This is a genomic window from Cryobacterium sinapicolor (genome assembly GCF_004403465.1).
GTDB classification, from domain to species: domain Bacteria; phylum Actinomycetota; class Actinomycetes; order Actinomycetales; family Microbacteriaceae; genus Cryobacterium; species Cryobacterium sinapicolor.
This window is the reverse complement of record NZ_SOGQ01000042.1, coordinates 26,204-39,077: the sequence shown is the minus strand read 5'-3', so window position 1 is coordinate 39,077 and position 12,874 is coordinate 26,204. Positions and strand designations below refer to the sequence as shown.

The following is a 12,874-nucleotide window of genomic DNA, read 5'->3' as shown; positions in this document are numbered from 1 at the left end:
CATGACGGAAATGAGAGACGCCCTCGCGGAGAGGGCTCGGGCACTGGCAGTAAACCGGGAGCCGTTCGTGCGCGCCACCGTGGTGCGCGCCCAGCATCCCACGAGCGCCCGGGCCGGGGACACCGGCCTGCTGCTGGCCGACGGCACGCTCGAGGGATTCGTCGGCGGCGCCTGTGTGGAAGCGTCGGTGCGGGAATACGGTCTGAAGAGTCTGGCCGCCCACGAGCCCCTCCTGCTGCGCGTTGTGGCGGGCGAACCATCCCAGGTGCGCGAGGAGGGAGCCGTGCAGGTGTCGAACCCGTGCCTCAGCGGCGGCGCCGTCGAGATCTTCCTCGAGCCGTCCGTGCCCGCGCCACGGGTGCTGGTCATCGGAACGACGCCGGTGGCACAGGCCCTCGTGGCCCTGGGGCGCCCGCTGGGTCTGGAGATGCACCGCACGGTGGGAGCCGATGCGTTGCCTCGGACAGACGACGCGGCGTTGATCGTGGCGTCGCACGGGCGTGACGAGGAGCCCGTCCTCGAGGCCGCCCTGAACGCCGAGGTGCCCTACATCGCCCTGGTCGCCAGCCAGGCCCGGGGCGCCGCCGTGCTGGCCTCCCTCAACGTCACGGAGGAACAGCGGGCGCTCGTACACAGCCCGGCCGGGCTGCAGCTCGGTGCCCGCTCCCCCGCCGAGATCGCGCTGTCCATCCTGGCCCAGCTCGTCGCCGAGCGGGCCAAGTGGCCGGCGGCACAGGCACCTTCCCCGGACACGGTTCCCGTCGTCGTCGACCCGGTGTGCGGCATGTCCGTCACCCTCGGGGATTCGACGCCGCGGGCACCGCACGACGGGGAAACCGTCTACTTCTGTTCCGAGTCCTGCCGCCGCAGCTTCCTCGCCGATCCGGTGCGGTATGTCGTCGCCACATGAACCACGCATTGCCGGGCTGATCCTGGCCGCCGGGGAGTCACGTCGGTTGGGCCGACCCAAACAGCTCCTCCCCTACGGCGACGGGGTGCTCCTGGATGCGGTTCTCGCAATCGCACGGGCAAGCGGCTTCGACCAGATCCTGCTGGCCCTGGGCGGAGCGGAGCACGCCGTCCGGCAGAGCGTGGACACCGACGGCTGCGACGTCGTCATCAATCCCGCGTCCGGTGCCGGTTGCTCCTCATCGATCGCGGCCGCCATCCAGGCACTTCACCCGGACACCGACGTGCTGGTGCTTCTGCTGGGCGACCAGCCCGGTGTGCGCCCGGAGACCGTGCAACGCCTGCTGGAGGGCCGGGGCGATTCTCACCTCGCCGTGTGCCGCTACGTCGACGGCGTGGGACATCCGTTCGCCTTCGACCGATCGGTGCACCCGGACCTGGCCGCGCTCCACGGTGACAAGGCGGTCTGGGCGCTCCTGGAGCAGCGTGCCGCCGAGGTGTGCGAAGTCGTCGTGGCGGGACCGATCCCCCTGGACATCGACACCGAGGCGGACTATCAGCGGGCGCTCGCCGAATCGGGGCAGGCACGGTCGGGACCGGCGCAGTCAGGACAGAAACAATGACCGGTGCCGCTCGCACGGGAGCCGAGGACGAGGTTCGCCGGATGATCCCCGACGTGCCTGCCCTGCTGGACGCCCTGGACGCGGTCGACTATCTGGGCGACGAGGGCCTCGCCACCGCGATGTTCCTGGCGGTGCGCCTGCCGCAGCCTATCCTGCTGGAGGGTGAGCCCGGCGTCGGCAAGACTGAGGCCGCCAAGGCGCTGGCCCGGGTGCTGGATACGCCCCTGTTCCGGCTGCAATGTTACGAGGGCATCGACGCGGGCGAGGCGCTCTACGAGTGGAACTACCCGCGCCAGCTGCTGGGCATCAGGCTGGCCGAGGCCCGCCAGGCCAACCTAGCCGAGACGGAACTGTTCGGCCCGGAGTATCTGCTGCGCCGCCCACTCCTGCAGGCCATCGAGCACCGCGGGCCCCGGCCGGCGGTGCTCCTCCTCGACGAGATCGACCGGGCCGATGCCGAATTTGAGGCCTTCACCTTTGAGCTGCTGGCCGAGGCGGCCGTGACGATCCCCGAGCTGGGCACGGTGCGGGCCACGCATCCGCCGATCGTGATCCTGACCTCCAACCGCACCCGTGACCTGCACGATGCCCTGACCCGGCGGTGCCTGTACCACTGGATCGACTATCCGACGCCGCAGCGGATCGCCGAGATCGTGCGCCGCCGGGTGCCGGACAGCGCCGCACCGATCGCCCTGCAGGCGGCGTCGGCCATCACCCGGCTGCGCTCCCTGGACCTGGCGAAGCCACCGGGGATCGCCGAGGCCATCGACTGGGTCTCGGCCCTGAGCGTGCTCGGCGTCGGCCAGCTCGACGCCGAAGGCGTGGATCAGACCTGGGGATCGATTCTGAAGAACCGCGACGACCTCGATCTGGCGCTCGGCCGCGGGGCCGCGTGGCTGGTGGGCGACCATGGCTGACCTGGCTTCGCCGGGCCTCGTCGACCGGTCCGGGGCCGGCCGGACCAGCGTCGAAGCGGCCGCACTGGCGGTCGGGTTCAGCGCGGCGCTGCGCCGCGCGGGCGTCCCGAGTTCCCCGGACCGTGCCGCCCGGCTGGCGGAGGCCCTCCGGTTGGTTCCGCCGCATGCGCGCGACCCGCTGTACTGGACGTGCCGGGTGGTCCTGGTCTCGTCCCGGGAGCAGGTGCCCGTATTCGACGCGGTCTTCGACGCCGTGTTCGCCGGCACCCTCGACCCGGCGGATTTCCGCGGCGACCAGAACGCGCCGCCGTCGATCGGCGCCGAACCCCGCACCCGGCCGACCGCGTCGGACAACCGGCCGGCGGTCGCTGCGGAACCGGTGCTGCTGCCCCAGCCGCCGGCCCTGACCCCGGGCGGGGACGGCTCGATTGACCCGGATGCGCCGGAGCGGGACACGATCCTGGTGACGGCGGCCGCCGAGGAGCGCCTGCACCAGAAATCCTTTGCAGATCTGGCCCCGGACGAGGTCGCCCGGATGCGTCAGCTCGTGCGCCGGATCGCCCTCGCCACGCCGGAACGCGTCAGCCGCCGCACCAGGAAGACCATCTGGAGCGCCCCGAGACTGGACCTGCGCCGAACGGCACGGGCGGCGCAGCACACCGGTGGGGAGCCGGTGCGCCTGGTCTACCGGCGCCGGCGCACGCGATTGCGCCGCCTGATTCTGCTGTGTGACGTATCCGGATCGATGGAGCCGTATACGCGGGTGTTCCTGTCGCTCCTGCAGGGCGCAGTCGCCGCGGCCGAGGCGGAGGCCTTCATCTTCTCGACCGGATTGACACGGCTGACTCGTCAGCTCGCGGTGCGCGACCCGGACCAGGCTCTGGCCCGGGCGGCCGCCAGCACCCAGGACTGGGCGGGCGGCACGCGGCTGGCGGAGAGCATCCGTCATTTCACGGATACCTGGGGTCGGCGCGGCCTCGCCCGCGGGGCGGTCATCGTGATCATCTCGGACGGGTGGGCCCTGGACGACCCGGATTCGGTGCGTACCCAGATGGCCCGCCTGCGTCGCCTGGCCTACCGCATCGTCTGGGTCAACCCGAGGAAGGTCGCCCTCGACTACCAGCCGGTGGTGGGCGGCATGGCGGCCGCGTTGCCGTTTGTGGACGCATTCGTCAGCGGCCACAGTTATGCGGCCCTGGCTGAAGTGGCGGCGGCGATTCGCGCCGACCGTTCGGACACACACGAGAATACGAGGACCCGATAATGGACATCAACAGCACGTTCTCCGTCGCCGCACCGATCGACGAGGTGTGGAAGACTCTGATGGACTTCGAACGTGTCGCCGGCTGCGTGCCGGGGGCACAGGTGCTGAACAAGCTTTCGGACGACGCCTATCAGGTCGGAATGAAAGTGAAACTGGGTCCGGTGACCATGCAATACAGAGGCCAGATGACCGTTCTCGAGCGGGATGGCGACGCGCATCGCGCCGTGTTCGAGGGGCGCGCTCAGGAGACCCGCGGTCAGGGCACGGCGCAGGGAACGGCCACCCTCACCCTCGTCGAGGCGGAGGGTCGAACCCTGGGCACGGTCAGTGCCGACGTGGGCCTCTCCGGCAAGGTAGCCGCGATGGGGCGCAGCATCATCGGCAGCGTCACGGACCAGATGATGTCCCTCTTCGCCGAGAACCTGCAGGCTATGGTCGCGGGTCCGGCTCCGGACCAGGCGGAGCCCGCAGCCGGGCAGGTCGCCGGAGCGGGCACCGACACGACGGAATCGGCGGCCGCCGCACCACCGGCACCGCCGATCACGACGACTCCCGCACCGCGCCCGCCCCAAGCGGCCGCCGCCGCCGAGACCAGCCTGAACGCGTTCGAACTGGCTAAGGGCATCGTCCTGGACCAGCTCAGCAGCCTGCCGAAGCTTCTCTGCGTGATCGCCGCGGTTGCGTTCGTCGCCTATCGCCTCGGCCGCCGCGCCGGCGGCCGGTAGGCCCGGATGAGCGTAACCGGAAGGGTCAGTCCCCGTGCGTGAGGTCCTGAATCCGTTACTGACGGGATGGCAGTCCGGCGGCGTCGCCGGACTAGCCACCGTCGTGCGCACCTTCCAGTCCGCCCCCAGACCGGCGGGAGCGTCGATGCTGGTGACCGCGGACGGCGCCGTGGTCGGATCGGTCTCCGGCGGCTGCGTCGAGGGTGCCGTCTACGACCTCGCGACCGAGGTCATCGAGGGCGGGCGGCCGGTGCTCGTGCGCTACGGCATCAGTGACGACGACGCCTTCTCCGTGGGTCTGACCTGCGGCGGAATCCTCGACGTCTTCGTGGAGCCCGTCAGCCGGGTGAGCTTCCCGGAGCTGGCCGCCGTGGAGCAGGACATCGCCGATTCGGTTCCGGTGGGGGTCGCGACCGTGATCGAGCACCCTGATCCCAGCCGGCTGGGCCGGCACCTGGTCATCCGGCCGCACGGCTCCACCGGCGACCTGGGCTCGGACCGCGCCAACCGGGCGGTCAGCGACGACGCCCGCGGGCTGCTCGCCGCCGGGCGCAACAGCACCCTCACCTACGGTCCCGACGGCGAGCGACGTGGTGCGGGCATGCAGGTCTTCGTTAACAGCTATGCCCCGCGCCCACGGATGCTGGTGTTCGGCGCCATCGATTTCGCCGCCGCTCTGGCCCGGCTGGCTTCCTTCCTCGGCTATCGCGTCACCGTGTGTGACGCCCGGGAGGTCTTCGCCACTTCGGCCCGCTTCCCGGACGCCGACGAAGTCGTCGTCGGCTGGCCGCACCGCTACCTGACCGAGCAGGTCGAGGCCGGGCTCCTGGACGAGCGCAGTGTCGTCTGCGTGCTCACCCACGACCCGAAATTCGACGTGCCGCTCCTCGAGGTGGCCCTGACCCATGGCCCGTTCGCCTACATCGGAGCGATGGGCTCGCGGCGCACCCACGAGGACCGGCTGGCCCGGCTTCGCGAGGCCGGTCTGGGCGAGACGGACCTGGCGAGGCTGCACAGCCCGATCGGGCTGGACCTCGGCTCCCGCACTCCGGAGGAGACGGCCGTGTCCATCGCCGCGGAGATCATCGCCCGGCAGTGGGGCGGCAGCGGCGAGCCGCTGGGCAGCCTGGCCGACCGGATCCATCACGACGACGTGGACGAACCGGCCCCGGTGTAGTGGCAGCCGGCTCCCGCGACTTCTCCCGCATCCCGAAGCGAGCGTGGATCGGATGCATCCACCGGGGCGCCCACCACAGTCCCTTCTCGAGTGCGGTCATCACGGCGGGCACCACGATGGTGCGCACGAGGGTCGCATCCAGAAGCACGGCCACGGCCAGGGCGACTCCGATCTGTTTCATCTGCAGCAGGTTGCCGGTGGCGAACCCGGCGAAGACGATCACGATGATCAGGGCCGCGGAGGAGATGATCCGGCCCGAGCTCTGCAGACCCGTCACGATCGCCAAGCGCGTGCTCTCCCCGGCGTCGTGGTGCTCCTTGATCCGGGCGAGGAGGAACATCTCGTAGTCCATGGCCAGACCGAAGCCGAAGGTGAGCACGAGGGTCAGGACCAGAGGGTCCACGCCGGCGATCGTGTCGGCGTCGAAGTCGAGCAGCCCGGCGAGATTTCCCTCCTGGAATCCCCAGACCAGGATGCCCACGGAGGCGCCGAGCGAGATGACGCTGATCACGAGGGCGGTGAGCGGGACCACCACGGAACCGGTCATCAGGAAGAGCAGCAGGAACGTGGCGCCGGCGATGATCAGGGCAGCCCAGGGGGCGCTGACGACCAGGGAGTCGACGTAGTCGACCGACGCGGCATCCGTGCCACCGACCCAGTTTTCGAAGTCGGGCCGGTCGTCCCGGATCTCCCGCACGACGGCCGGACCTTCGTTCTGCTCGACGCCGACCCGCGACACCCAGTAGCCGTTGACTTCCACCGGCGGTGTCGTGCCCGTGACGTTCGGCAGCGTCGCCACCGCCGAGGCCCAGGCCGCGGCGGATCCCTCGTCGGTGTCCGAGACGAGTTGCACGAGCGGGGCGGTGGCGAGGGGGAAGTAGTGGTTCAGCGCCGCGACGAACCCGTACTGGGTCGAGGCCTTCGGGATGGCGTCGGCGCCGCCGCTGGCCACGGTGATGTTCAGGGCGGGGCTCCCGAGCAGGAGGAGCAGGGCGATGCCGCCCAGCGACACGAGCACGGGCGCCCGTTGCACCCGGCGGGTCAGCCGGGAGAAGACGCCTTCCCGGGGGGCGACGTCGCCAAAGCGGGTCAGGAGGGGGCCGAGACCGGGGACGCGGGTCAGCAGGCCCGGCTTCACGAGTCGTTCGCCGAAATACCCGAGCAGCGCCGGCACGAGCACGAGCGCCGTCAGGATCGCGATCAGCACCACGGAGACTGCGCCGATGGCGATGGCCCGGATGATCGTCGGTTCGAAGACCAGCAGGCCCACCGTGGCTATGGCGAAGGTCAGGCCGGAGTAGAGCACCGTGCGGCCGGCCGTGTCGACCGTCACGCCCACGGCCTGAAGCATACGCTCGTGCCGTTCCGAGCGGGCCTCACTATCGCCGGCCCGTTCCACGAGGGCCCGGAATTCCTCCCGGAACCGGCTGACGATCAGCAGCCCGTAGTCGATGGAGAGTCCCAGCCCGATCACGGTGATGACGTTGAGCACCGTGGTGTCGATCTCCATCAGGTAGCTGAAGACGTAGAGGGCCCCGAGAGCCCCGGCGATCGACGCCAGCGCCCCGATCAGGGGAATGCCGGCCGCCAGGAAACCGCCGAAGATGATCAGCATCACCAGCAGGGCGATGGGTAACGCGATCAGTTCGCCCTTCCGCAGGTCGGCCTCGGCGACCGCCACCAGGGATTCCACCAGCAGCGGGGTTCCGCCGACCTCCACGGTGGCTCCCGGCTCGATCTGCCGCACGTCGACGGCCGCCACGGCCAGCCGGTCCTCCACCTCCCCCAGCAGCTCACCGCTGAGATCACCGTCGGGTGCCTCCATCTGGACGTTCAGCAGCAGTCCGGTGCCGTCTGGTGCCAGGAGGGGCACCGCAGCCGGGTTCGGCGCGCCGTCCGGGAGCGGCGGGACGGCGAGCGGATCAGCGACGCCGGACACCCCGTCGATCTCGGTCAGGTCGGTCGTGGCCGCAGTGAGGATTGCGGCCAGATCCGGCGCGGACAGGTCGACCCCGTGGACGAGCAGGGACAGGGACACCGTGTCTTCGCCGTCGTTGCCCTGCAGCAGGTCGGCGGCCTGGCTCGCGTCACCCTCGACGGTGGGACCGGCACTGGAGAGCCGCTGGAACAGGCTCTCACCGGTTATCCCGAACAGTGCGGTCGCCACGCACGCGGCGATCGTGCACGCCCAGACCAGCAGGGAGGTAAACCGGTGACGGGCGATGAAAACACCCAGGGTGCGCAGCATGGTCAGAAGTCCTCCGGTCTCAGGCGGCTACCGCCAAATTACCCCGGCTGAGCGGGCTGACCGACACCAGCCGGGTGCACGGGGACGCACCCGGCGAGGTGTACTCTCCCCTCACGAATTCGACGGAGATTTTGCGCCAGACACCGCATTTCGGCTCAAAACCGGGTGTTTGAGCCAAAATCTCCGTCGAATTGGTTCCAGCCCGGCCTAGGGTGCCTCGTCGACGACTCCGATGAAGGCGTTGCCGATACCGTCGACCTCGGAGCGGCTGAGTCCGACCGCAGCATCCGGCAATTCCTCGGAGCCGTGGTAGTCGCAGGTCAAGTAGGTGAAGGCGGGCCACCACTTCTTGGGCCGAGCGGCCTCGGTGAAGCCGCAGACGTCGCAGCGGAGTTCCACCCAGACCGGCTTCTTGCCGGTGCGGTTGGCCCGGGACTGCACGAGCCATGGCGGCGGGTTGCGCTCGATCTCGACCAGTTCGGCCTCCGACATCCGGGAGGGCAGTTCGTGGCGCTGCGCCATCTCGATCGGGATATCAAGGCGCAGGGCCGCCATTCGTCGCGTAATCATCGTGTTCAAGAATAGGCGTTCCCTGGCCGGGTATCCTCGTCGGCAGCGGCACGCCCCTCGCCGCTCGACCGTTTGGAGGCCCGCGATGACCGAGACGCCGCTCCCGCCGCACGCACAACCACTCGCGCAGCCGCCCACCCGGCCGCCGTCCGGCACGCGGATGTCCTCGGGCAGCCGAACCGCGCTGATCGTGACGCTGTCCGTGGTCGCCGTGGCGATCGTGGTCGGTGTGGTCGTGATCGGGACAGTCCTGCGCGGGGGAAGCCTCGGCGGGACCTACGCGGATACCCAGATTGTCGACGCCGGCCCGCGGGTTCTTGCCACGGTGCCCAACGCATCCGTCGACCTGCGGCCCAGCCCGGACGATCGGGTGTACGTCGAGGCTCGCGGCACCTATGTCGGCGCGGCACCGTCGCTGCGGGTCACCACCGAGGCCGGCGTCACCAGCATCTCCGGCGGCTGCCCCGGTCGGTGGTTCGGTTTCTGCTCGGTCGAGCTGACAGTGCGCCTCCCCACAGCGTTGCCGCTGAACGTCGTCGCCCGGAACGGACGTCTCACCGCGACCGGCCTGACCGGGGCCCTGACCCTGGAAACGACGAATGGAGCCATCACGACCGACGGCAGCCGGGGCGACCTCGAACTTCGAACGACCAACGGGGCGATCGACGTGCGCGACTCCGGCTCCCGACGGGTGGCCGCCACGACTACCAATGGCGGGGTCGCGCTCGACTTCCTCGACCCGCCTTCCACGGTTCAGGCCCGGAGCACCAACGGCGCGATCACGGTGCGGCTGCCGGCGGACGGGGTGACGTACCGGGTGGACGCCCGCACGACCAACGGCGAGATCGACAGCAGATCGGTCCCGAGCGACCCGTCCTCCCGGCGATCCGTCACCGCGGCGACCACCAACGGGAAGGTGACGGTCGGAGTCCGCTGACCGGTCAGAGTGTGCGCCCGTGAAACACTGGGGTATGCGCGAAACACCCTCTCCCCTTGGCCTGCTGCTCGACGTGGACGGGCCGATCGCCAGTCCGGTGACCCGAACCATTGCCACGCCCAGCATCATCACGGACCTGATCAGCCTGGCCGGAGCCAACGTTCCGATCGCGTTCATCACCGGGCGCTCGTCGACCTTCATCCGCGAGCAGGTCGTCGCGCCCCTTCGCGCGGCCGGCCTGCCCGAGTCGATGCGGATGTACGGGGTCTGCGAGAAGGGGGCCGTCTGGTTCCCGATCACGGCCGCGGGGATGGGCGAGATCGTCGTCGACGACAGCGTGGCCCTGCCGGCCGTCGCCGTCGACCGGCTCCGCAACCTCGTGGTCGACCGGTTCGACGACACGATGTTCTTCGACGAGACCAAGCAGGCCATGGTCTCGGTCGAGCAGCGCACGGATGCCGACCACGGCCGCTACCAGGGCGCCGCGGCGGTGTTCAACGAGGCCGCATTCTCGGTGATGGTGGAACTCGGCCTGGGAATCCGTTTCGGTGATCGAGTGGTGCCGGACCAGGCCGGCACTGTGGGATTCCGGATCGACCCGACGATCATCTCGACCGACATCGAGTCGGTCACCCTGGACAAGGACCGCGGCGCGGAGCGGGCGCTGGCCTTCTTCTCCGAATCGGGGGACCTCCCCCGTGTCTGGCGATCGGTCGGGGACTCGCGCAGTGACTACCTGATGGCCGACCACCTGCATGCAGCCGGCTACGACGTCTCGCATGTGGACGTGCGACCCTCCGACGGCATTCTCGAGCGCCCCTACCCCGTGATCGTGGAGGGTTCCCTGATCCACGACGCGGCCGGAGCGGAATTCCTGGGGTATTGGGTCGACAAGCTGGGCCTGCGCTGAGGGGCTAGTCCGAAATGAAGCGGATGCCGTCCTGCAGGCGGCTCCGCAGCTCGAACACCTTCTCAAAACTGCCGCGGTCGATTCCGGGCAGCCCACTGCGCAGCACTCCGATCAACCGGGACCGAGGCAGCGTGATCACGGTCGGGCGCCGGCCGCGGCCGGGGACCGTCAGCAGATCCGTCAGGGCCTCGTCGGGCAGCACGATCAACACGGCAGTGAACCGAACCCGAAGTGACTTCGCCAGAGCCCGAACGGCACCCTCGACGTCTTCGATCGGGCGGTCATCCGAACCGAGCGCATCACCGACGAGCTCCCCGCGGCGCAGTTGCACCGGCCCACCCCAGTCCTCGGACAGGACCGCGAAGAGACCGGCCGGACCGAGAACCACGTGATCGACCTTGCCTCCGTGCGCGCCGGCCGCCACGTCATGCCAGGCCGTGAAGCCGATCCCGAGGGCGGAGACGAGCTGCGCGGTCGATTCCTCGGCCAGGGCCTTCGCCAGCCAGTGCCGGATCTCCCGTGGCGCCGAACGGATGAGCGCGGGGGCAAACGGGTCCTCGATGGAGGTTCCCCGCCCGGCCCACTCCCGGAGCAGATCGAGGTAGCGCTGGCGTGCCTCACCGCCCGGATGGCCGTACATGCGCGCCCGTGGCCCCGCCTGCGCGGCCTGTCCTCGGCCGGCCCCTGAGGCATAGGCAGGGCGTTCGGGCTCGGGGTCCGAGTCCGGATACCGCCGGCGGTCGTAGTCGGCGCGATCGGCCGGGGTTCCCACCCGTTCCCACGCGATCTGCACGGTGTGGAAGGCGGCGGCGTCTCCGCCGACATCCGGATGCGTGTGGCGCAGCAGGCGACGGTAGGCGCGACGAAGTTCCTCGTCACTCGTCGACGGGCTGACGCCGAGCACCTCGTAGGGCGACGCCGCGGCCGGGCTATCTGACATCCAGCGGTCTCTTTCAGCGTTAGTGCGGCCGGCGGTGGAGCAGCCGGCCAATCGTTACAACACCCTACCGACCCTGGCTGGCATCTCGCCGGACACGCTTCGTGCCTCGGACCGGCGGCACCTGAATTCATGGCACGATCGGCATATGACCACGCGCAGCCGACGGCTCCACCGTTCGAGTACCCGACTCCTCGGCATGCTGACTGCGGGTGTCCTTGCCGCAGCCCTGGTCGGCACGGCCGCGAACTGGACACTGGCGCCTGTCGCAGGCTGGGCGGCGGCGTGCGTGACGTATGTAACCTGGGTATGGCTCATCATCGGCCCCATGAATGTGGAGAACACGGCCAGCCATGCCACTCAGGAAGATCCGTCCCGAGGCGCGGCCGACATCCTGATTCTTCTGAGCAGCCTGGGCAGCCTCGGCGCCCTGGTCTTCCTCCTGGTGGAGACCCCTGCCACGTCCGGCACCGAACGGGGGATCATGGCCGCGGCCGCGGTGCTCAGCGTCGGGCTCTCCTGGATTCTGGTGCACACACTGTTTACGCTCCGCTATGCCTCGTTGTATTACTCCGGTCCTGACGGAGGGGTCGATTTCAATCAGGCCTCGCCTCCCCGCTACGGTGATTTCGCCTATCTGGCCTTCACCATCGGGATGACGTTCCAAGTGTCCGACACCAGCCTGCAGTCGCACGCGATCCGGATGACGGCGCTGCGCCACAGCCTGCTCTCGTACCTGTTCGGTTCGTTCATCTTGGCGACCCTGATCAACCTGGTAGCCGGTCTGCTTCGGTGATGTGTCGTTTCAGCCGGCAAACTCCCGCACCGGGCGACCGGCGACGCCGACCTCGGCCATGAACAGCGACCCGGCCAGCGGGTCCTGATCGGGGCCCCGATTCTCCCGCGAGGTGGTGATGAAAAGCTGCTTCAGCTCCGGACCGCCGAAGGTGCACGCGGTCACGTTGGTGGCGCCGACCTCGACGATCGCATCGAGTCGGCCGTCGGGCATGTAGCGGCGCACGGCGCTCCCGCCGTAGAGGGCTACCCACACGCAACCCTGGCTGTCCACCGTCAGCCCGTCGGGGTAGCCCGCCTCGGCCGGAATCTCGACGAAGGGTCGCAGGCCGGTCAGGCCGAACTCCCGGCTGTAGTCGAGCACGGCGATGCGGCCGGTCGGCGTGTCGTTGAAGTAGGCCAGGGAGCCGTCCGGGCTCCATTCCAGCCCGTTCGAGATGGTGAGGTTCTCGAGGACCGTCGTCACGGTGCCGTCCGGATCCAGCCGGTAAAGGCTTCCCGCCCCCGGAGCCTGGTCGTAGGCCATGGAACCGCAGTAGAAGCGGCCGTCCGGGTCACAGCCACCTTCGTTCATCCTCAGTCCGGGGTCGTCCCAGAGCGCGCTCAGCTCGATGATGTTGCCCGTGGAGTCCTCGAGTGCGAATCCGTGTTCGAGTGCGATGACGGCGCCGCCGGCGCTCCGGGGCGGAAGCGCCGCGGCGAGCGTGCCGACGTGGCGCCGGCTCACGGTGTCCCCGTGCAGGGAGAGTATGTCGCCAGTGAACATGTCCACCCAGCGCAGCCCACCCCACTGCTGGGACCAGACGGGGCCCTCGGCGTGGAAGGCCACGGGATCTGTCCTCTGGCTGGCACGCACGGTGCG

13 protein-coding genes are annotated in these 12,874 nt (G+C 69.7%); 9 read left to right on the top strand and 4 right to left on the bottom strand.

The features are described from left to right. The first annotated feature begins 1 nt into the window (after position 1). From E3T28_RS08605 to E3T28_RS08580, 6 genes are read left to right on the top strand one after another with little or no spacing between them, the layout of a single operon-like run. The gene (locus E3T28_RS08605; protein WP_134429785.1) at positions 2–910 is read left to right on the top strand and encodes an XdhC family protein; all 909 of its coding nucleotides are present in this window, start codon (positions 2–4) and stop codon (positions 908–910) included. Next, entirely contained in the window at positions 894–1,532 is a 639-nt protein-coding gene (locus E3T28_RS08600; protein ID WP_134429783.1) for a nucleotidyltransferase family protein, read from the top strand. Before E3T28_RS08605 ends, E3T28_RS08600 begins: the two co-directional genes overlap by 17 nt. After that, a complete protein-coding gene (locus tag E3T28_RS08595; protein WP_174844005.1) occupies positions 1,529–2,449 on the top strand; it encodes an AAA family ATPase in 921 nt (306 codons plus the stop codon). Before E3T28_RS08600 ends, E3T28_RS08595 begins: the two co-directional genes overlap by 4 nt. Next, positions 2,442–3,713, top strand: coding sequence for a vWA domain-containing protein (locus E3T28_RS08590; protein WP_134429781.1), 1,272 nt, complete (start codon positions 2,442–2,444; stop codon positions 3,711–3,713). Before E3T28_RS08595 ends, E3T28_RS08590 begins: the two co-directional genes overlap by 8 nt. Then, positions 3,713–4,438, top strand: a complete 726-nt coding sequence (locus tag E3T28_RS08585) for an SRPBCC family protein (RefSeq protein WP_134429779.1) — start codon at positions 3,713–3,715, stop codon at positions 4,436–4,438. The genes E3T28_RS08590 and E3T28_RS08585 overlap by 1 nt, the downstream gene beginning before the upstream one ends. A gap of 34 nt (positions 4,439–4,472) precedes the next feature. Continuing rightward, positions 4,473–5,615: an XdhC family protein gene (locus tag E3T28_RS08580; RefSeq protein WP_134429777.1), complete on the top strand. Its 1,143-nt coding sequence runs from the start codon at positions 4,473–4,475 to the stop codon at positions 5,613–5,615. Here E3T28_RS08580 and E3T28_RS08575 read toward each other — a convergent pair. Further along, positions 5,521–7,863 (bottom strand): MMPL family transporter, encoded by a 2,343-nt coding sequence (locus E3T28_RS08575; protein ID WP_134429775.1) that lies wholly within the window; start codon positions 7,861–7,863, stop codon positions 5,521–5,523. The genes E3T28_RS08580 and E3T28_RS08575 overlap by 95 nt on opposite strands. A 207-nt stretch (positions 7,864–8,070) precedes the next feature. After that, positions 8,071–8,433 carry a hypothetical protein gene (locus E3T28_RS08570; RefSeq protein ID WP_134429773.1) on the bottom strand — a complete coding sequence of 121 codons (363 nt, stop codon included), beginning with the start codon at positions 8,431–8,433 and terminating at the stop codon, positions 8,071–8,073. A gap of 85 nt (positions 8,434–8,518) precedes the next feature. On the opposite strand from E3T28_RS08570, the gene E3T28_RS08565 reads away from it, so the two are divergent. Together E3T28_RS08565 and E3T28_RS08560 are read left to right on the top strand one after the other, a co-directional pair. Continuing rightward, positions 8,519–9,370: a DUF4097 family beta strand repeat-containing protein gene (locus E3T28_RS08565; RefSeq protein ID WP_134429771.1), complete on the top strand. Its 852-nt coding sequence runs from the start codon at positions 8,519–8,521 to the stop codon at positions 9,368–9,370. Positions 9,371–9,404: 34 nt separating this feature from the next. Continuing rightward, complete coding sequence (locus E3T28_RS08560) at positions 9,405–10,280, top strand: hypothetical protein (RefSeq protein ID WP_134429769.1); 876 nt, start codon at positions 9,405–9,407, stop codon at positions 10,278–10,280. A 4-nt stretch (positions 10,281–10,284) separates the two neighbouring features. On the opposite strand, the gene E3T28_RS08555 is transcribed toward E3T28_RS08560, so the two are convergent. Beyond that, positions 10,285–11,220, bottom strand: a complete 936-nt coding sequence (locus E3T28_RS08555; RefSeq protein WP_134429767.1) for a DnaJ domain-containing protein — start codon at positions 11,218–11,220, stop codon at positions 10,285–10,287. Positions 11,221–11,365: 145 nt separating this feature from the next. On the opposite strand from E3T28_RS08555, the gene E3T28_RS08550 reads away from it, so the two are divergent. Continuing rightward, positions 11,366–12,013 carry a DUF1345 domain-containing protein gene (locus tag E3T28_RS08550; protein ID WP_134429765.1) on the top strand — a complete coding sequence of 216 codons (648 nt, stop codon included), beginning with the start codon at positions 11,366–11,368 and terminating at the stop codon, positions 12,011–12,013. 9 nt (positions 12,014–12,022) lie between these two features. On the opposite strand, the gene E3T28_RS08545 is transcribed toward E3T28_RS08550, so the two are convergent. After that, positions 12,023–12,868, bottom strand: coding sequence for an SMP-30/gluconolactonase/LRE family protein (locus tag E3T28_RS08545; protein WP_134429763.1), 846 nt, complete (start codon positions 12,866–12,868; stop codon positions 12,023–12,025). Positions 12,869–12,874: the final 6 nt, after the last annotated feature.

Bases quoted from the DNA above. Each gene is read 5' to 3' on its own strand.
- E3T28_RS08560 (WP_134429769.1), top strand. From the start codon at position 9,405: ATGCGCGAAACACCCTCTCCCCTTGGCCTGCTGCTCGACGTGGACGGG.
- E3T28_RS08565 (WP_134429771.1), top strand. From the start codon at position 8,519: ATGACCGAGACGCCGCTCCCGCCGCACGCACAACCACTCGCGCAGCCG.
- E3T28_RS08605 (WP_134429785.1), top strand. From the start codon at position 2: ATGACGGAAATGAGAGACGCCCTCGCGGAGAGGGCTCGGGCACTGGCA.
- E3T28_RS08600 (WP_134429783.1), top strand. From the start codon at position 894: ATGTCGTCGCCACATGAACCACGCATTGCCGGGCTGATCCTGGCCGCC.
- E3T28_RS08555 (WP_134429767.1), bottom strand. From the start codon at position 11,220: ATGTCAGATAGCCCGGCCGCGGCGTCGCCCTACGAGGTGCTCGGCGTC.
- E3T28_RS08590 (WP_134429781.1), top strand. From the start codon at position 2,442: ATGGCTGACCTGGCTTCGCCGGGCCTCGTCGACCGGTCCGGGGCCGGC.
- E3T28_RS08550 (WP_134429765.1), top strand. From the start codon at position 11,366: ATGACCACGCGCAGCCGACGGCTCCACCGTTCGAGTACCCGACTCCTC.
- E3T28_RS08585 (WP_134429779.1), top strand. From the start codon at position 3,713: ATGGACATCAACAGCACGTTCTCCGTCGCCGCACCGATCGACGAGGTG.
- E3T28_RS08570 (WP_134429773.1), bottom strand. From the start codon at position 8,433: ATGATTACGCGACGAATGGCGGCCCTGCGCCTTGATATCCCGATCGAG.
- E3T28_RS08575 (WP_134429775.1), bottom strand. From the start codon at position 7,863: ATGCTGCGCACCCTGGGTGTTTTCATCGCCCGTCACCGGTTTACCTCC.
- E3T28_RS08595 (WP_174844005.1), top strand. From the start codon at position 1,529: ATGACCGGTGCCGCTCGCACGGGAGCCGAGGACGAGGTTCGCCGGATG.